Here is a 19,935-nt window from a genome sequence, read left to right on the forward strand (position 1 = left end):
TTTATCTCCTTACCATAAAAGCTTGTCCTGTTGGAAGACAAATTACGGGTTCCTTTTTATCACTGAAGAACTCGTCGACAGCCTTTTTCGCACCAGGGCATGTAGTAAATCCGTAATCATCGCAAAGAATAATTCCTCCCTGATTCATTCGCGGATAGAAAAATTCTAGAGAATCAAAAGTTGGCTGAAAAAGATCTACATCCAGATGTACAAAAGAGAATTTCCTTGAACTAACTTCTGAAAAACGTTCCGGTATCCACCCTTTATAGATTTCTACATTATTAAAATTCCGCAGATTTAGGCGAATTATTTCTTCAGAACTGGATAAGTCACCCTGATGCCAATACTCGCCATCTTCTCCACTAGGATTAGAAAGGCCTTCAAATGAATCAAAAATACAATGCTTTTTATGTGTACTTAATAAATGATTACACATTAAAAAAGACGATGCTCCAGCAAATGCGCCACACTCCGCAGTATCTCCATCCACGTTATAAGTCAATTTCATTATTTGATTTAATACATATTTTCTATCTAAAGAGTGATAGTTTTTTGTTCCCTCAAATCGTTCATAATACTTGAGAAATTCTTTATCATATAGGTATAGTCTTCCAAATTCACTGAACTTATATTGGGGATATATTCTTTCGGAAATCTTTTCAGCTAAAACAAACTGAGCATATTCATCCTTTTTTATTAAACTCTTAACTATCATTTTTACGGCTGTTACAATCTTCATTAGCTAAATTCCTCCTAGATATGATTCTGAAAGATTTAAATCCTAAATACACACAAGAAACAATAAAAACTATAACGGTAGACAAAGCTATTCCCTTTATACCCATTATTTTTACTAAAAGATAATTGAGAACAAGTTTTAAACATAGACTAATGACTGCAGATATAGTTAAAACGCTATTTTCATTAACCGATGAAATGAAGCGAACAAACAAAATACCTAGAAAAGATCCAGGAATACCCCAAATAAATACTGATTGAACCATACTAACTGATACTACATCTTCGGGAGTAAAAGCTCCCCCTTGAAATAGATAAACAATAATAGTATGGGAAAAATAAAGTAGGAATACTATTAAGATTGCGGTCACAAGTAATATTAGTACAGAATAAGTGATAAGAGTTTGTTTTATATCTTCCCATCTATTCGCCACTACCATATGTGAAAAGTGTGGTAAGAAAACTGATGCTATACTAATTGAACCCAAACTTATAATAGAACCAACAAGTTTATTAGAATAGTTCAAAATAGAAATAGCCCCTGGATCTAGCATAGAGGCTGTAGATTGATCAATTACAGAAGTACTGCTAAGAATAAGTGTGCCTAGTGCAATAGGTAAAAGTTGATTTGCTATTTTTCTAATTTCTGGACTATTCACATACCACTTTGGAAGTATTACGAAGTCATGCTCCCTCATAAATAAAACTAACAGAATCGATTCAGCAATACAACCGAAAAGAGTTCCCAATGCTAAGGAATATACACCATATTCTTGGCCTATTGTTGCTAAAACTACGATTATACTAATCGACGATGCAAGTGGAGTTATAGATACTAGACTAAAAAAACCATTCGCATTTATTATAGCACTCCATATATTATTGCAACTGCTTATAACGATAATTGGTATCATAATTAATGTCAAAGAAAAAGCAAGATCAATTTTATTGCTCGTAAAACCATTTGCAATCTTAGGGAATAAATAATACGATCCTAAAACCAGTAGGAGACTAAAAAGAGTTGAAAAAACAATACTAAAAAGTAAAATACCTGATGCTATTTGACTTGCGTTTTTAGAATCTGTCTTTTTAGAATCCAGATATGTAGGAATCAAAGCGGTACTAAATGAAGCTGGTACAACAGTAACAGCAAACGCCGGAAGTAAATAGGCTAAATAAAATGCATCTAGAGAATCACCAATACCAAATTGTTGGGCGATAAAACGCTCCTTTATAAACGCAATTATCTTAACTACAAAACTTAATCCCCCAACAATCATCATAGAAGAAAAAACTTTTTGTCCGATTTTGCTTGTAAATTGCTTGATCCACGATGTTAGCATTGTAGCCTCATTTCTACACTTATATAATCACTATTTTGTAAATTCCTTCCGATATCTATGCAATATAATAAAAAGCAACGACAGCCTAAAGCATACTTTTTACAAGAGTCATAAAACTCCTGAAATAAAACAAGCAAAAGTAATTATCAAGTATTCATTTTCTTTTGTCTTATTGTACTTGAAAGGCTAGTATCCAATAATTGATAGTTTGTAGTTTAGCCTTTTCAAATACAGCTGATGTTCTGGATAATCATATAATTTACTGACTTTCTATTAATGCAAGACGATCTCTTAATAAATTGGTCCTCTTATTTTGAGCTTTTGCTAATTTCATATACAAAAAAAGATGTTCGTTCAAAGTTCATTTGTAATTAAGTCTGCATAAGTATATGACTTTGTTGCCGAATCTGAAGTAACATTAATTATAATTTGATCATTTGGTAAAGATTTATCAACGTCTGTAGCAACACAAATTCCTCGTTGATTAGCATCTGAATTCTCAGACACACTATATTTTTCTTTAATTTCCATATTAAAGTAGTTGAACTTTCAAAAAACGAGGTCATCAGAAATAAATCGGTTCTCTGTCTGCAATGAGTTAGTCGAATACCCAACCTTTATAATAGCTGTACTCTCATAAATCGGAGCCGATAAAAATAATAAATGCCCGAAATTATGGGCGAGATAATAGTAATAATAATAAATAACAATCCAATTTTTTATTTAACTCTTTATTGCTATTTATAATCTACAGAACTATACATTCGTTGTTCGTGTGCTCCGTTTTTTTGCTGGAAATCCATAGTTAATCCTCTCAAAGCAGGAACTACATAAAATATTGAATTCTAACTATAATGAAACACTCTTTCCCGCATTTCTAACCTTGTTACCATCACCGCTTATTATACTTAGTAGGGTAAGTATAATTATCCTTAAATCAAGTAATGTTGACTGATGTTCAACATAGTACAAATCTAATTTTACCTTCTCTTCCAAAGATATTTCATCGCGTCCATTTACTTGCGCCCAACCGGACAATCCGGGTCTTACTCTAGATATCCTATGTTTATTCCGAAGTTCACGTAGATCGTACTGATTAAATAAAGCTGGCCTTGGACCAATAATTGACATATCTCCATTAATAATATTTATAAGTTGCGGTAGTTCGTCTAAGCTATACTTTCGTAAAACATGCCCAATTCTGGTAATGTACATTTGGCTATTAGTTAATTTATCAGTGGCTACCTCGGGAGTGCCGACTAGCATCGATCGAAATTTATACATTGTAAATTCCCGATCATTTATTCCTACTCTTCTTTGCGAAAAGAATATTGGCCCTTTCGATTCCAATTTTATACAAGTACTAATTATCGTAAAAAGAGGAAGTAACAATATAAGTGCAATTAATGAAGAAATTATATCAATAAACCTTTTCACCCTACCACTCCCTATAAGTTTAACGAAGATAATAATGCATCAGATTGATAATTTTGGTTGTTATGTTCCTTTGGACCAAACTTTTGCTCTAACATTTTATTAGTAAGTAAATTAGGTTTATAGGTCAAAACAAGCCCTTGTAATAGCCTAACAACTTCTTCAGGTTCAAGTGTAGCACTGTCTAATTTATTCATAGCTTTGAGTAAATTCTCTTTATTTACTGATTTTAAGTTTGCAATATAAATTTTCTCATGTTTAGTACTTGTAGTACCTTCTTCAGCAGTTAATAATTCCTCGAACAACTTTTCTCCAGGCCTTAGGCCGGTAAATTTAATTTTAATATCCTTATCAGGATTAAGACCGGATAACTCAATTAAATCTCTCGCCATGTCTACAATTTTAACAGGCTTACCCATATCAAGCACAAAAACTTCTCCGCCTTTTGCAAGTGCACCTGCCTGTAATACTAATTGAGCAGCTTCTGGAATTGTCATAAAGTAACGTTGCATATCGGGATGAGTAACTGTAATTGGTCCGCCCATGGCAATTTGTTTCTTAAACAGAGGAATGACGCTGCCTCTGCTGCCTAAGACATTACCGAACCTTACTGCAACAAACTTTGTTGCGCTTTTTGTACTCATGTTTTGGACAATGAGTTCGGCAACTCGCTTCGTTGCTCCCATAACACTGGTTGGATTAACCGCCTTATCCGTGGAAATCATAACAAAAGCTTCAGAACCAGCTCTGTCGGCTGCCTCTGCCACGTTTTTAGTGCCAAAGATATTATTGCGGACAGCCTCTGCCGGTTGCTTTTCCATTAACGGAACATGCTTATGGGCTGCCGAGTGGAATACAACCCGCGGCTTAAGTTCGGAAAATATAGCATCTATCCTTTCCCTGTCACGTACATCGGCAATGATTGGTTCGATGGGCAAATCAGGATGTTTTATACGTAATTCCTGATGAATCTCAAAAATACTATTTTCACCTTTACCCAAAAGAATTAATGTTTTAGGAGACATCTTGGCTATCTGGCGGCATAACTCTGATCCAATAGATCCTCCTGCACCGGTAACTAATACACGCTTACCACAAATATAGGAAGCAACCTGTTTCATATCTAGTTCAACAGGATCACGCCGTAGTAAATCTTCCAAATCAACATTACGAAGTTGTTGAAAAGATACCTTGCTGTCTATTAGCTCAAAAATCCCAGGTACAATTTTAACCGAGCATTTTGTTTTTTTACACTCGTGAACTATTTCTCTTATAACACTGCCACCGGCAGAAGGCATTGCAATTATGATTTCATTTACTTTGTATTTTACTACTACTTCTCTGATTTCTTTACAAGTACCTAACACCTTTGCGCCAAATAACAGTTGATTCTGCTTGTATCGTGCATCATCAATGAAACCAATTAGTTTTTTGGTTTCATAGTAACGATGTTTGATTTCACGGGCTATCATCGCGCCAGCATCCCCGGCACCAACAATTAGAATATTGTCCGTATTACGCTTTGTGTTCTGGTTCCAGTAATAAAGAACCCGTACCCCTACTCTGCTCATCCCAATTATAAAAATATTAAATGCCCAGGAAAGAAAATACATGGTTCTTGGCAAGCCTGGCATTGATAGGTATATAAGAGAAAATAACATAACAGAGGATACCGTATTAGCACCAACAATCGCCAGCAACTCACTAATTCCGGCATAACGCCATAAGCGATGATATAATTTGAAAAAGTAAAAGACTACTAATGGAACTATAATAATAACTGGTATATAACTTGAAAGCATCTGGTAATACTGGCTGTCTACATTCCCTTCGAACCTAATCAGTAATCCCAGATAAGGAGTCATAGCTACGACTAGTGCATCAAACATTACTAGAAGTACTAGTATAAATTTCCGGGGCATTGTTATACCACACCCAATCTTTGATATCGGTCTGTTCTTTGCTGTTAGAACAATATTTTTTTCGACACCAGCAGCTTAATTCCTGCCAAAATTGCATATAAACTTATATAATTGCTATCAAAACAAATTCAACGCTCCTTTAGTTCCAATATCTGTCAATATTCTTGCCGATAACGTAATCTTGTTGAAAACGATGATGAATTTTCACAGCTAACGGCTCATTGTAGTATGAACGGATAGATTCGGTCGTCAGCCATCTGCAAAGCAAGGGTAGTTTCTCATCGGATAAAATGCCGATTTCGTGGACAATACCGAAGCATGCTTTTCGGTTAGGCGGCTCTATCACTTCATTTTTCAATAAAAAAGCCTTAGCTGACTTCCAAACAGCTTCAAACGTGAATCCGAAATAGGCTTGACTTAATTGTGACTATAATGGTAATGTGTGAGTAAAGGGCTATAAGGACACCCTATTTTAGATAGTCAAAAGGGCGGAATTAAATACATATGAGTCAATCCTATAAAAATATTCTTGTAGTTTGTTTAAGAAAAATTGGCGATGCCATAATTGCGACAAGTGTACCGTATTTATTAAAACAAGCTTACCCGAATGCCAAGATTACCATGATGGTTAAGCCCTTGACGAAAGAAATTGTGACAAATAATCCTGTTATCGACGAGGTTATATTATATAATTATTCGCATAAAGCCAGTTTTCATGAAATCAGACAGATTGCCGCCGAGATCAAGCGAAGGAATTTTGATTTATGTATCGTTGCCGATAATAAACCACGTTCGGCACTGATTACCTGGCTGGCAGGAGTTCGCAGACGTGTTGGTTTTGAAAGAATTGAATTTCGTAATATTTATCTTAAACTTTTTTATACAGATATACTTAAGATTGATTATGATGCACAATGCACTCTACAGGCCAGAAATCACGAAATATTTATTAATCGTTTTACCGGCAAAAATAATACAGCAAAAATGATTTTGCCGGAAAGTACGGAAGAAAACCGTGCTAAAGCGGATATTTTAATATCGCAGGTCTTAAAATCGCAGGGTAAAGAATCTCAAACTTGTCTCAAAATTGCCCTTTGTATCCGAAGCGGCGTAGCGACCAAGGACTGGCCGATTGAACGATTTGCCGCGACTATAGAACGCATTGCCACTAAGTATAATGCAGCGTTTTATGTCATAGGTTCTCCGGCAGACATAGAAACTGCCGAAAAACTAAACAAAATGCTTCGCGTTCCACTTAGTATTCTATGTGGAAAAACAGGTTTAGTCGAACTAGCCTGTATTCTGAGAAGATCTGATTTTTTCCTGACGGTAGATACAGGCTCTGCGCATATGGCCGCAGCACTAGGCATACCAATGGTTGCTGTTTACGGCGGTACATCTCCTAAGAAATGGGGTCCATATTCTGAAAATGCAATTACGCTAGTTCCTGATTATCCGTGTCATCCTTGTGACGGAACAAAAATAAAGTGTTCTGAACCAAAATGTTTATTAACGATTTCTGTAGATAATGTAGTCTTCTCTTGTGAAAAATTTTTAAATAATCTTTAATTTATAATCAAGGTAAACAAAAAAAGGAAGAAAAACCAAAACATATGAATAAATATAGTGAAAAAATTAAGAATGCAGTCTTTAACCAAATAGTGTTCGACAATTTTGATCCTAATGTCAATTACCCAGAGTTGCATATAGCTTTTGGAGTAAATAAAAAATTCGTTGCCCCTATGGGAGTGCTACTTACATCTTTGCTTGATCAAAATAAAGAGATAAAGGTTTCGATACATATTTTTTTGGATGAAATAGAAAAAAAAGATATTGAACGTTTGGAGCAATTTTCGAAAACATATCATAGTAGGATTATTTTATATTTTATTCAAAATGAAGTCTTTTTTGATCTTAATAAAGCACAGTTTACAATAGCGGCATACTACCGTTTCCTAATCCCTAAAGCCATAGAAGATAAAGCTGATAAGTTTCTTTATTTAGATGCGGATATGATCTGCATTCATAAATTAGACGAAATGACTGATTTGAATTTTGATGACAAAATAGTCTGTGTGGTGGAGGATCATAAAGTAACAAAAGAAGATTCACCTCATTTGAATTTAAAAGGGAATTTATACTTTAATTCTGGTATGTTATATATAGACGTAAAAAAATGGAACGATATGAAAATTTCTGAGAAATGTCTAGAACTTCTCGAACAGCGTTCTTTTGAATTTGCTTGCTTTGATCAAGATGCATTAAATATTATTTTAGAGGATCAAGTTAAATATATTTCCCCGAAATGGAACTATTTATGCAATACAGGGAATAAGGAATTCAAAAATATTGTGCAAGTACCTGAAGATACAGTTATTATACATTATATTGGTTTTAATAAGCCCTGGCATCGTTGGTGCTATCATCCTTTGGCTGAATATTTTAAAGATGTTTTACAAAAATCTTTATGGAGCGAAATATCTTGGCTAGAAGCGCCTAAAAAATATCGTGAAATGAAAATGATGGCATCTGCTTGTTATAATGAAGGACGTTATTTAAAAGCAATGTATTGGGGCATACAAGCAGGCCTAAAAAAGTTAGGGGATAACCTGGAGACCGTGCTGCAGGACAAAAAGACTAGGGAGTAATTGACAGAGAGGATAGACTTATGTGGTATATTAGTAGAATGGCTAAACCGATTTATATTTCTCTTATTTTTTTCTTGTTAAGCAGTATTCCAGCTGTTCTGATTGCACATCATGGTTTTCAGATCTATTTAGCTGGCATTTTGGTTTTTTTCGGAGCCTACATTACTATTCAAGCACAAAGATGCAAGATTGTAAACACAGCAATCTTGCTGCAAATAGCATATGTTACTGCAAGCAGTATACATATGATTTACCATCATGTGGTAACCGGAATCTCAAGGCCACAGGGCCTGTTTTCAAACGTGAATTTTACAGCGCAAATGCTGGAACTAAGTTTACCAGTCCTTGTGTCTCTGGCTTTCAATAAATCTATAAAAGGTATTCCCAAATGGTTGCTTTACGGAGGGATTGCCATCAATCTTCTTGCTTTATTGATAACACAAACACGTGGTGCCTGGATTAGTGCGGTCATAGCTTTAGGAATACTGCTTTTTTGTGTAAAAGGTTGGCGTGGAATCCTTGCTGGAGTGACTACTGTAGGGGTATTTGCCTGTATCCAATACAATACAATAGCAGGCCGCATTTCGACAATGTCATCTGCTTCTAATGGTCAGAATATTGAAAGGCTAAATGGCTGGTTGGTAACTCCTAAAATGATAATGGATTTTCCACTTGGCATGGGGTTCAATAACTTTAAGTACTATTATCCTGCCTATATGCTTCCCGATGCGAAAGAAGTATTAATTCATCCTCACAATCTCTTTCTAGGCATTGCTGCAGATGCGGGAATTCTTTCAGCTATTTCATTCTCATGTTTTGTAGGTTTCCTCGCATGGTACATAGTAACAAATATCCGATATATACCAGATACTTTCTACTACATATTTGCATTGGGCTGTGCGACAGCCTTATTAACTGTAGTATTACATGGCATGGTAGATTATACATTAAAAAACCAGTCGATTATGGTATTTTGCATGCTTGAGGCGGGTTTTTGTGTAGGCATGATTGATTATTACAAATGTTCCGCTCTAAACAGGAAGTAACCTGTCCCGGTGCTTCCTAAAAATGATAACAGCAGTTTTTTTATTACAAGGGTTTATTGGTTTATCTTTGGTATGTATTTGATGTTGACGGAAGCAATTGTTTGTAAAACCCTAATATAAACTCGTTCACTTACGTATCAAATATTTCACACCGCGTTCTAACTTTCGTAGCATAATAAAAATAATATGCCACCGGCTAACTTTGATTACGAATTCCCATAAAGGCTGCCTAGAAGGCACTGGTATTCTGGGTAGTGCATACATATCCTGCTTCCACAAAGGCGCATTAGCAAAAATAGCTAGTGCGCCTTTGTAGTCGCATTGCTTAACCGTACTGATCGTTTTATCATCGAAAAATCCGTAAGGATAACAAAGAAATTCGATTTTCACAGCCAATTTTTCTTCTAATACTCTTTTACTCTCCATTAGCTCTTCTAGTAAACGCACCTCATCACATTGGGTAAGAAAAGGATGCTCAAGTGTATGTGAACCTATCTCCATTCCGGCGGCCTTCCATTGCTGAAGCTGCTCCCATTTCATGGTTCGTGTTAGTTGGTGGTTAAAATTTTCCCATTTATTCTCTTTCCCTACCCAGTTGGCTATAAGAAATACAGTTGCTTTCATATTCCTTTCTTTCAACATGGGAAGTGCTATCAAAAAATTATCTTCATAGCCATCGTCAAAGGTCAAAATTACAGGCTTTGGTGGAAGTGGTGCTTGTAGCGAATAGTGATTATATAAATCATTAAGCGTTATTGTGTTATAACCATGTTTCTTCAAGTAATCAAGTTGTTCTTTAAATTTTTCAGGGGGAAGTGAATTTCTTTCACCTGGAACAGTGGCGATTCGGTGATACATTAGAATGGGAATTCGATTATTAAATCTTATAAGAAACACTAAAATAAGTGTAGCGATACTGAGTAAGGTGACTAACATTTTCGATTCTCCCGCCATTAAGTTATTACAGACTCTTCGTTTATGTGAAGAAGATTGCCACGTCCTGTTGGTCCTCGCAACGACGGGAAACCAAGGGACATCGTGATAGTAGCTATTGAAGCAATCTTCTTCTACAATCTGACACACATGGTTATGCTTGTTTTCTAAGATTTATACATTTAAAAAACTTGCAACTTCGTTTAAATCTCTGGGGAAGCAAACTCCAGCCTTACGCATGATTTCGATATAAGCAGGATGTATTGGTTCTTTATAAAAATTGACAAGGCTTATAGCTTTAATTGTCTGCTTGGCGAACTTATCAGTAAATATCAAGGCAGAGGATTGATAGCTAATTACAGCCTGTAGGTTTTCTTCATAGGCAAAAGTTAACTCTACCGGTTCAATTGAGTTATAAATGACCATCTCAGGCAAGCTCTTTCGATAATAATCAATTTTGTAGGCACTGTCATTAGGATGCGGCTTGTACAGCAGACAGCCTTTACTATTTACATTCCGGAGAATTTCTTGCAGCACTTTTTTTTCTTCTTCAATGGTGAATTTCTTTTGTTCCACCAGTGGTTGACTCAGAAACAAAATACTATTCTGTTTCATTACCGGGGTGAGTAACCCTTGTTTGTTAATATGATCTAATGCTTGCCCAATCATGGATTGGTCAATTTCATATGTACACGGAGAAAACCTCTGTAACAGTTCAGGTTTGTACATAAAATCACAAACGCCTGACGGATTATCTCCAGCAGTTATAGTATTAATGCTGACCTTTCCGGTAATGCCTGCCATGGTTTTCAAAATACCAATCTTACATTTATGAAAGAAACTACGGGCAGGAGGCCTTCTTCTGTCCTCATTGTAATACGAATAAAGGCCGTCCTCATAACGACAGAAGTTATCTATATTTAGTGCTCCAACAAGTAATTGATTCTGAACATCAATATCACTGCCTAAAAAAATAGTATCTATTCCAATTTTACCAATTGTATCTCTGACCTCTGCCACCTGTTGTTTGTAGCTTTTGGTTTTATGCCTGCTGCTTAGCCAGTTTCCGAGTGGAAAGACCTGCTGCCAACCGCAATCGGCAGAGGATATATGCCGCATGATTGGACTATCCTGCCATTTCCCGAAGCCGTGGGGATGAATCAGTGCCAGATAATTATCATCGCAGTCGAAGCGTCCTTTTGATAAAATAAAGGATGTCAATAAATGAAACGGTGTATTTACAATGAATAAGTTTTTGTTTTTCATAGTGTACCCTCACTAACCAGTAAAGTCTGCAAACTATTCAAAATATCCCCCGCCACTATATTCCCCGTCAACAACACATGCGGGTAGTATTTCGCCGGCGCCCATTTTTCCAGATGCTTGCGGTCATTGATATAAAACAAGGCTACCAAAGGAACGCCTAACGCACAAGTAAGGTGCAATGTACCTGTGTCGACGCTAATCACGGCGGTACATTTCTGAATAACGGCTGCAAGCTGTGCTATGCTTGTCTTATCTGTTAGATCAATGAAGGATTTACAGCCATGAGCATGTAGCTCAGTTACATACTCTGCCGCCCTAGAACCTGCCCCTAGATAAACAACCTTTTTGCCAGCCTTATTGAGATCGGCAATCACCTGTACAGCCGTAGACACCGGCATATCTTTTTCTAGTTTTTTGCTGGTTGTACACAGTCCAACCAGCTCATCTTCGAGTTTTATACCTAACTGGCTGAGTAGCTTCTGTACATAGGTTTCAGCAACTAAAGGTGGCGTATATTTGATAGGAAGATCAACTACGTCTTTTTTTGTTAGGCTTGTTAATAAACTTGCGTTTTCCTGCTGAACTGATCCTAAGTGGTTTTTCTCTACGCTTATAGTTGAAAAAAGATAATGAAAAATGCCGCGATTATCACTGATAATGGTGTTTACACCTAAAGCTTTTGCTATAACAATACCACGTTCATTGCCATAGAGAACAAAGGCAATATCTATGCTATCTTTAAGGCTTTCACGGTGCTCATTAAGAAATTTAAAAATGCCAGCAATTCCTTTATGTGTTCCTGCTTTTTCATAGCATAGAACCTCGTCTACACCCTCCATATATTTAGCTACCTCATAAAAAGGTTTGTTTACCATAAAGATAACCCTGGCATCAGGGTATTCTAGCTTGATATTTTGGCATAAAGTATCTGTTAATAATACATCACCAAAATAGGAAGTATTAATGACTAAAAACTTTTTCATTTGCTGTTACCTGCAAGTTTTGTAGTAATTTTGGTTTTTATATATCGACCATACCAATAGAGGCCTTCTTTATATTCGCTGGCTTTTAACAAACACCGGGCGTAGTTTTTTATTTCTTTATAGTTTTGTGGTAGGGTAGGTTGGGAATTTTTCCATGGCGATAAGTTCTCATACTTACTATATATATTCCCGGTGAAATCATTACATAGGTCGCTCAGGTTCCAGGCAATACTCCATGGCTTCGGATGGGCCGCAAAATGCAACAATTGAATACCGTCATCCACCATTTGCGGAGTATTGATTTGGTTCCATTCCCTCCCCAGGTATTGTACTTTGCCTGTTAAAGTAACATTCAACACATCCTGGTCAGGATACCGGAATTTCTGTGGATCTTGTGCTAAGAGCGCTAAAGCCTTATTTGCCACATCATAACTATTCCAATTATTTATATCAATTAATAAGACTCCTGAGTTAAAATACGTGTGCTTATCTAAACCTAATATGCTATTTCGCTTACTCGCAAGAGGTTCTAAATCAGGTACGGCTGCCACAACCCTGTCCTCTAGATCCACTGTAAACAATGCCTGTATATTCCGCAAACAAATGATATCAGCATCAAGATAAAGCACTTTTGGAACTGATAAAATAGCCGGAAGGATAAATCTATAATATATTGATGCCGGAAAGTGCACCTGTACAGGTAGTTGGGAAAAAGCCCTGTTATTAATGGCATAGACATGAATATTAATATTAAAATCGTAGGCCAACTGCTCAAGCTTCATCATGCTTTCGCTCTTGAGCCCACTTGCCAAAACATGAAACACTAAATTACTTTCCCGGTTATTAAGACATATAGAAGCAATTGAGGTACCCATACAACGTACATAGTTATCATCGATTCCATATCCGATATGTATTTCCTCAAGATCTGGAATTGTACGTTCCCTGCCTGCAAACAAACTGCGCTCATCAATTGCTTCTATAAAAAGTTTATCATATAACAAAATTCTTCAGCCCCTCGCTTATCCAGTTGCGTTGGTTTTTCGAATAAACTGAAAATCGCCAAAATCTATCTATTACAGCAGATAAATCAGGACTAATGAGCATTAAAAAAAATATTATTACAAAAAAAATTGCAATAGGCTTGCCATATTGCGAAGGTATATCTATTTATCTAATCTTTCTGTATCATGCATATATTTTATCTTCCTACTCTTTGGTAAATGTCAACAAGTTTGTTTATCATTTCTTTACTGTCAAAATGGTTTTCTACCCATTTTCGACCTTGTTGCCCCATTATCAAACGCAGTTTTTTGTTATCAGCAAGCATACATAGCCGATGATACAATTCAGCCAGATTGTTTTTTTCTACTAAGAAACCGGTACGTTCATGATCAATCACTTCCGGCGTACCGCCTACTGCATAGGTCACTACAGGTTTCTCCATGGCCATTGCTTCTGCTAGTACTAAACCAAAGGTTTCAAAATTAGAAGGCAACACCATAACATCCGCACCATCTAATACTTCTTGGACATTTGCCATGTGACCTAAACAATGAACACGGTTGCTTAGCTTATTTTTCCAAATATGATATTTCAGCTTCCAAAGACCTTTACCCTTGCCAATAACCATCAAGTGCCAATTTTGTGCACCACTATAGTGCTCAAGTACTTTCAGAATATCCGAATGACCCTTGTTACGTAAATTTTTTATTCTTGATACAATAGAAATGGTAAATGCATCCTCTGGAATACCGAGGTTTTTGCGAATGACGACTGCCTTTTTTTTGTCCGGCTTAAATTTATCTAAATCAATGCCACTATAAGCAGTAACTAACTTATCTGCTGCAAACCCTTTTTCCATTGCATAGTTTCGTACAAATTCACTTACACAAATAATCTTATCACATTGATTAAGGGTCATTTCTTGGGCATTATGTCCAAACACTCCATGTGCCGTATAAACTACTGCTGCGTTAACCCGTTGTTTCACTTTAACCGCTGCAATTCCGGCAGCAGCCGAATTAGCATGTACAATTTGTATATTATTTTTCCTTATGATCCGTTCCAGTAGATAAGCGGCAAAACTGGTATTAAAGCGAATGGGAACAAAGTAATGTTTGATTCCTCGCTCGCTCAGATGCTTAGCCAACATTCCTCCGCCTGAGGCAACCGAAACAGTAAAACCAAGCTGTTGCAACGCAATTGCAGTCGTTACTACATAGGTCTCCGCACCGCCAATATTTAAGCGTGGTACAACTAATAGTATATTCAAGACGTTTCCTCCACACTTATAGCTTTTCTTATCAACTTAGCGAAAAGAAAAGGGGTTAATCATCAAGTGCTATCCATTTCTTTACAAATTACGCTAATAATTTTAACATATATTATTCGCTAAAGCTAGCTACTCGTCCACAGAACTCAATACAGCCTCGAATACCTCATTAACTTCAATATTGTCTAAGCAGTCTCTTCCTTCCGGGCATTGGCGCTGCCAGCAGCCCTGACATGAATGGTTTGTTGTCAGTACCAGGTGACCAGTACCGTATGGGCCGTTTCGCTTTGGGTCGGTGGGGCCAAATAAGGCGATTACCGGAGTTTGCAGCGCAGCAGCTAAATGCATGGGGCCGGTATCCCCAGCAACCACCTTCTGAGCATTCTTCAAGATATAGGAAAGCTCTTTCAGCGAAGTTTTACCCGTTAAATCAACGGGAGGAATTTTGGTTTTAGCAATTATATCCCGCGCTAATGCTGTATCAGCGGGACTTCCCACTATAACAGGTATAATATTTTCATCATAAAGCTTATCCGCTAATTGAGCAAAGTGCTTCGTAGGCCAGCATTTATTTGGCCAATTCGTACCGGGAATTAAAACTATATATGGCCTGTCTATCTCCATGCCGGCTTGTTTTAGCTTGGCCACTGCCAGTTCAGCTTCTTTATTGGTAATGTGGATAACAAATTCCGGATTATCTGCCAAACATCCTAAGGCTCGCACAACATCAAGGTATCGATCCACCACATGACCATCTTGATTTGGCCCACATATTTGCTTACTAACCAAATGACTTAGCTCGCGAGCATTGCAGTACACCAGGCGTTTGGAAGCGCCGCTGAGAAAAGCTATTGCTGCACTTTTAAATAGTCCTTGCAAATCAATGGCTAAGTCAAAGCGGTGTTGGCGCAGTGCAGTTGTAAATCCGGGGGCATTTTTTATAAAGCCAGCTACTGTTTTGAAGTTAACTTTATTGAAAATAATGATTTCATCTATGTACGGGTTATTATGCAAAATGTCATAGGCCGGCTTCTCGACAACCCATGTGATGCGGGCTTCGGGAAACTGTTGTTTGAGAGCTGACGCTACAGGCAATGCATGAATGACATCACCGATAGCACTTAATTTTACGATAAGGATATTACGGTATTTCAAAGGATACCTCCTGGGGCAAGATCGCCTTTCGATAATTATTTAGAATCAGCTTGGCTGTTTATTTTACTAATGATATTACTTGATGATCGTCCTGGTACCTCAGGCACCAGAACAATCCGGCCACCGTGAGCAGCTACTATTTTACTTTCCGGTAGTTTTTCGACCGTATAGTCGCCGCCTTTGGCATAAATATCAGGTTTTATCTCGTTTATTAAATTTTCCGCAGTTGTTTCTTCAAATATAACTACATAGTCAACGGCTGCCAAAGCAGCCAATACTTCTGCTCTGTCATCCTGTCCGTTAATTGGACGAGCAGGCCCTTTCAGACCACGTACCGACTTATCACTGTTAAGACCAACAATTAAGCAATCGCCCAAGGCACGGGCTCCTGCTAAGTAGCGGACATGTCCGGCGTGAAGTATGTCAAAGCAGCCGTTAGTAAAAACAAGGTTTTTACCGGCTGCTTTTATATTCCTGACAATATCTGCAATATCAGCTCTGGCTATGATTTTCATTGGTAATACTCTCCAATTGCTGTTTTAAGTTCTGCCGGAGAGGCTGTAGCTGTCCCCGGTTTGCGAACGACAACACCGGCGGCAAGGTTGGCTAAACGGGCAGCATCATAATAGGAAGCGCCGGCGGCAAGCACCAGCATCATCGTAACAACTACAGTATCTCCTGCGCCGGTTACGTCATACACTTCACTTTTATTGCTTACCGGTATATGGGCGACAGACCCTGAACGCTCAAACAGGGTCATCCCATCAGGACCTTGGGTAATTAATACGGCTTCTGCCGCAAGTTGTTCAAGAATGGTTTTTCCAGCTTGAATTAAGGTGTTTTGATCAAGAACCTCTAAACCAACAGCATTAGCGGCTTCAGACTCATTTTGCTTAACAAGTTTAATGCCGGTATAGTCCATAACATTATAGCGGGAATCAACCATTGAGGGTATATTCGCTTTGTTACAAGCATCAATGACAATTTTTTTAAGCGTCTCAGGAATAGATAAACCACCATAATCACTAATTACTACAGCGTCCATATGCCGAATATTATCCTCAACGTAACCAAGTAGTCTCTTTTCTACGCTACCCGCCAGCGCCTGTTTACTCTCACGGTCAATACGGACAACCTGCTGGCGCACAGTGGCCTGGCCACCAGCCATTACACGAGTTTTCGTGATAGTCGGGCGGGAGGCATCAACAATAAACCCTTGAGTGTTGACTGTTTTACTATTCAATATTTGCGTAAGCTGCTGCCCGGCATTATCGTCGCCAATAACGCCAACAGCGTACACCTGCCCCCCTAAGGTCGCTGCATTGTGAACGGCGTTAGCCGCACCACCGGGTACAACGTTTTCACCAGAGTGTTCAAGAATAAGCACCGGCGCTTCCCTTGATATCCGTGAAATCTTCCCTTCGAGATACACATCGGCAACCATATCGCCGATCACCATAATTTTTTTGTTTTGTATTTTATCGATAAGCTGAATTAGGTTCTGAAACAAAAGATAGACTCCTTTCGTAAAAGGGAGATTACCACCGCATAGTGCTAATATCAAATTTAATTTTACTTTCTTTGGACTTATAGGTTATTGTGGCCTGCCAGCAGTGAAGGTTACGGTACCAAATATAATCTAAGTCATCAACTTTTTGGGTGACCATATTATAGTTTCGAGTTATACCGATGGAGTTCATTTTGTCAATTTTATAGGTAACCCCAGCATTAAGCTTACGGTCCAGATTATCGCTGCCATAGGAAAACAAGCTCTTATTGTTTTGGGTGTAATGATAGCCTACCCAACTACTAAACCGGTCAGACCACTTTTTATCAACAGTAACATCATATTTAAAAATATTTTGGGCTGAGTTGTCGTAGCTTTCTTGAATACGTTCAAAACCAGTTCCCAAATACAAATTCATCGTACGATTTAATTTGATGGGGTCGTGCGTAAAGTATAGGTTATAATCCTGATGCCAGCTTGTTTTATTGGCATCGGTCCATTTACCATAACTGGCTGTAAAGGTGTAGTTAATTGGCAGATTTCCTAATTTGTGGGGATAGTAGGAAAATTTAAATTCAGGTTCTTTTTTTATCCAGTTACTGTCATTATCCTGAAAGTTACCCTGCTCAACACTGACAGAGTAATTTGATTCGCGTTGAATAAGGCCAACACTTGGTTTAAAGTCTACCTTGGTATAGTAGTCGAGGTTAGCGTAGGCAGAAAGTTTATTATTCACCGGATATTCGATATGCTGCATTATATATACACCATTATCACTGTCGTAACCTATCCGTGGAAACTCGCTTTTACCCTCACCCGGTTTAAGCCCTACTCTATATTTGGGCATAGTAAAAATCACTGTGTTTCCTATCCAGAATTTAGCATTATAGGCAATCATATGATCGCCGGGCCAAATTTCTATTTTATCAGCACTTATATGATAATCCGGGATTTTAGCAGGACATTGTGTTGTGGTCCCATTATTAATAATATATTTATCAGGAAAAATGCTGATATTTTGCCCTGATACATAGTTGTGCTCGACCTTGCCTTTGGCTTGTTCCATACTACCGGTCTTGATCTTGTAGTTGTACAGCGTATGACTGCCGGTAAGTTCCGTGGAGTCTCTAGGCGTAGTCCCTTGCATAGAAAAAGTCGCTTTGTCGTTAATCCATACCTCGTTTAATTTTGTATTGCCATCGATATGTTCCGCTTCTACTCGCTGCCCTTGGTTTGTGATTACCACTTTGCCATTGGCAAAAATATCACCTGTCTCATCACTAAAGGAAAGTTGATCAGCTTCGATGACAATAGGTAGTTTAGTCTGCTTGGCTGCAGTCTTGACTTGAGTCTGCTGTTCTTTCGTTCCCTGGGCCTGACCGGCGCTAACATTTCCAAAAACAATGGCAAATGCCAGCAGTCCTAGAATAATTTTATTATTATTAACCATTGTATTTTATATTCTCCTGCTAGGAAGTTTTAGTTCCAACTTAAAATTCGCCCATTACGGGTATCATAAAATATTCTACAACATATCCTTCTTTCCTGCATGTTTTTCTCGGTAAAAAGTAGAAAAAGCCGCAACAGCGGCTTCTTCTATGATTTTCCCTAATTATTTTACTCTAATCCCATAAACTTCAACATCTTCTTTGGTTTGTATGTACATCTGGCTGCCAATAGGAATATTAACATCTTTACCGCTAACGAAAGCACCACCAATGACACCTACAGGTCCAAGTACCACCATACCGGCAACACTAGCTCCGGCTGCTTTGGCCATAGACTGGGTTTCTTGTTTTGCTTTTTCACCCATAAAAGTATTTACTGTTGTACCATCAGTAGCAATAACATTATCAAACGATATCTCCAATTTGGCATCACGGCCAAAGTTTTTTGCAGGAGTTACTTTTACAATCTTACCTGTCCCGGTTGCGCCTTTTGGAAGAACAAGTACTCCACCAATATAAACATCCTCGGCTACTCCCAAGGCTACACTATCTCCTACCCGGCTTTGTTTACTGTTCAAGGTAGAAAGGGTCTTAATTTTAATAAGAGAATCCTTGGTAATGACTGAGCTGACTACTTCAATCTGTCCTCCGGAATATGCGAGCTCCAGCAGTTTTCCCAACCGCTCATTTAAGGAACCTGTTGACGGATTACCACTCATGGCTTTTTCAAGATTCTCGACTCTGGCTTTTATCGCGCTATCACTTACCCTATGGGTTAGTGACCATTCAACTGCGTTAAGTTTTGTAATTACCGATGGTGCTTGTTCTGTTGTTTCAAGAACATATGTATAAAGCTTATCCACCCGCGGTAATAAAGCTTCATGGGTTGCATTTCCATATACGTCTTCCTCAACTCTGGTTACTCTATCCGTTAATGCCCCTGTTTGCGCTACTCCATAAATGGCTTTCTCAACTACCCCCAGCTTGCCGATTACGGTAAGGTCATTGGCTGATTGGGCTGAAACCGGAACGGCAAATGCCGAAATCATCAAAATCATGCTTATGATTAGCGCTGTAGTTTTTTTGTTGAACATTTAGAATCCTCCTTGACGAGTTATACTATTGGAATAATTCTTCAAGGAGGATTGATTATCCTGCCTAAAGAGTGTACTAGACACATTGAATTTTTTCGAGTACAAGAAACTATTTCAATGTTTGAATGAATGAGCAAGGAACC

General features: G+C 37.9%; 17 protein-coding genes. 3 read left to right on the forward strand and 14 right to left on the reverse strand.

All coding sequences use genetic code 11. The annotated features are described in order from the left end of the window. Nucleotide 1: 1 nt before the first annotated feature. From SRRS_RS20105 to SRRS_RS20120, 4 genes are all read right to left on the reverse strand, one after another. Nucleotides 2–739 (reverse strand): TylF/MycF/NovP-related O-methyltransferase, encoded by a 738-nt coding sequence (locus tag SRRS_RS20105; protein WP_371363046.1) that lies wholly within the window; start codon nucleotides 737–739, stop codon nucleotides 2–4. Beyond that, on the reverse strand, nucleotides 705–2,081 hold the full coding sequence (murJ, locus tag SRRS_RS20110) for a murein biosynthesis integral membrane protein MurJ (protein ID WP_371363047.1): 1,377 nt from the start codon (nucleotides 2,079–2,081) through the stop codon (nucleotides 705–707). The genes SRRS_RS20105 and murJ overlap by 35 nt, the downstream gene beginning before the upstream one ends. Before the next feature lie 849 nt (nucleotides 2,082–2,930). After that, nucleotides 2,931–3,518 (reverse strand): sugar transferase, encoded by a 588-nt coding sequence (locus SRRS_RS20115; RefSeq protein WP_371363049.1) that lies wholly within the window; start codon nucleotides 3,516–3,518, stop codon nucleotides 2,931–2,933. Between the two features lie 11 nt (nucleotides 3,519–3,529). Beyond that, nucleotides 3,530–5,437: a polysaccharide biosynthesis protein gene (locus tag SRRS_RS20120; RefSeq protein WP_371363051.1), complete on the reverse strand. Its 1,908-nt coding sequence runs from the start codon at nucleotides 5,435–5,437 to the stop codon at nucleotides 3,530–3,532. 504 nt (nucleotides 5,438–5,941) lie between these two features. On the opposite strand from SRRS_RS20120, the gene waaF reads away from it, so the two are divergent. From waaF to SRRS_RS20135, 3 genes are read left to right on the forward strand one after another with little or no spacing between them, the layout of a single operon-like run. Further along, nucleotides 5,942–7,006 carry a lipopolysaccharide heptosyltransferase II gene (waaF, locus tag SRRS_RS20125; RefSeq protein WP_371363052.1) on the forward strand — a complete coding sequence of 355 codons (1,065 nt, stop codon included), beginning with the start codon at nucleotides 5,942–5,944 and terminating at the stop codon, nucleotides 7,004–7,006. A 44-nt stretch (nucleotides 7,007–7,050) separates the two neighbouring features. Next, nucleotides 7,051–8,085, forward strand: coding sequence for a glycosyltransferase family 8 protein (locus SRRS_RS20130; RefSeq protein ID WP_371363053.1), 1,035 nt, complete (start codon nucleotides 7,051–7,053; stop codon nucleotides 8,083–8,085). A gap of 38 nt (nucleotides 8,086–8,123) precedes the next feature. Then, nucleotides 8,124–9,131, forward strand: a complete 1,008-nt coding sequence (locus tag SRRS_RS20135; protein ID WP_371363055.1) for an O-antigen ligase family protein — start codon at nucleotides 8,124–8,126, stop codon at nucleotides 9,129–9,131. Nucleotides 9,132–9,257: 126 nt separating this feature from the next. On the opposite strand, the gene SRRS_RS20140 is transcribed toward SRRS_RS20135, so the two are convergent. The 10 genes from SRRS_RS20140 to SRRS_RS20185 form a co-directional block, all read right to left on the reverse strand. Beyond that, nucleotides 9,258–10,067, reverse strand: a complete 810-nt coding sequence (locus SRRS_RS20140) for a polysaccharide deacetylase family protein (protein ID WP_371363056.1) — start codon at nucleotides 10,065–10,067, stop codon at nucleotides 9,258–9,260. A gap of 171 nt (nucleotides 10,068–10,238) precedes the next feature. Further along, a complete protein-coding gene (locus SRRS_RS20145) occupies nucleotides 10,239–11,330 on the reverse strand; it encodes a polysialyltransferase family glycosyltransferase (RefSeq protein WP_371363058.1) in 1,092 nt (363 codons plus the stop codon). Continuing rightward, nucleotides 11,327–12,313 carry a glycosyltransferase family 9 protein gene (locus SRRS_RS20150; RefSeq protein WP_371363059.1) on the reverse strand — a complete coding sequence of 329 codons (987 nt, stop codon included), beginning with the start codon at nucleotides 12,311–12,313 and terminating at the stop codon, nucleotides 11,327–11,329. The genes SRRS_RS20145 and SRRS_RS20150 overlap by 4 nt, the downstream gene beginning before the upstream one ends. Next, nucleotides 12,310–13,317, reverse strand: a complete 1,008-nt coding sequence (locus tag SRRS_RS20155) for a glycosyltransferase family 8 protein (protein WP_371363060.1) — start codon at nucleotides 13,315–13,317, stop codon at nucleotides 12,310–12,312. Before SRRS_RS20155 ends, SRRS_RS20150 begins: the two co-directional genes overlap by 4 nt. A 197-nt stretch (nucleotides 13,318–13,514) precedes the next feature. Further along, nucleotides 13,515–14,588 (reverse strand): glycosyltransferase family 4 protein, encoded by a 1,074-nt coding sequence (locus SRRS_RS20160; RefSeq protein WP_371363062.1) that lies wholly within the window; start codon nucleotides 14,586–14,588, stop codon nucleotides 13,515–13,517. 129 nt (nucleotides 14,589–14,717) lie between these two features. After that, entirely contained in the window at nucleotides 14,718–15,743 is a 1,026-nt protein-coding gene (gene waaC, locus SRRS_RS20165) for a lipopolysaccharide heptosyltransferase I (protein ID WP_371363063.1), read from the reverse strand. A 35-nt stretch (nucleotides 15,744–15,778) separates the two neighbouring features. Then, nucleotides 15,779–16,258: a D-glycero-beta-D-manno-heptose 1-phosphate adenylyltransferase gene (rfaE2, locus tag SRRS_RS20170; protein WP_371363065.1), complete on the reverse strand. Its 480-nt coding sequence runs from the start codon at nucleotides 16,256–16,258 to the stop codon at nucleotides 15,779–15,781. Beyond that, on the reverse strand, nucleotides 16,255–17,253 hold the full coding sequence (locus SRRS_RS20175; RefSeq protein ID WP_371363066.1) for a bifunctional heptose 7-phosphate kinase/heptose 1-phosphate adenyltransferase: 999 nt from the start codon (nucleotides 17,251–17,253) through the stop codon (nucleotides 16,255–16,257). The genes rfaE2 and SRRS_RS20175 overlap by 4 nt, the downstream gene beginning before the upstream one ends. A 28-nt stretch (nucleotides 17,254–17,281) precedes the next feature. Further along, nucleotides 17,282–18,700, reverse strand: coding sequence for an LPS-assembly protein LptD (locus tag SRRS_RS20180; RefSeq protein ID WP_371363067.1), 1,419 nt, complete (start codon nucleotides 18,698–18,700; stop codon nucleotides 17,282–17,284). Between the two features lie 162 nt (nucleotides 18,701–18,862). Then, on the reverse strand, nucleotides 18,863–19,792 hold the full coding sequence (locus SRRS_RS20185) for a hypothetical protein (RefSeq protein ID WP_371363068.1): 930 nt from the start codon (nucleotides 19,790–19,792) through the stop codon (nucleotides 18,863–18,865). Nucleotides 19,793–19,935 lie beyond the last annotated feature (143 nt).

Origin of the sequence: Sporomusa rhizae (assembly GCF_041428845.1) — a bacterium.
In the GTDB taxonomy this organism is placed as follows: domain Bacteria; phylum Bacillota; class Negativicutes; order Sporomusales; family Sporomusaceae; genus Sporomusa; species Sporomusa rhizae.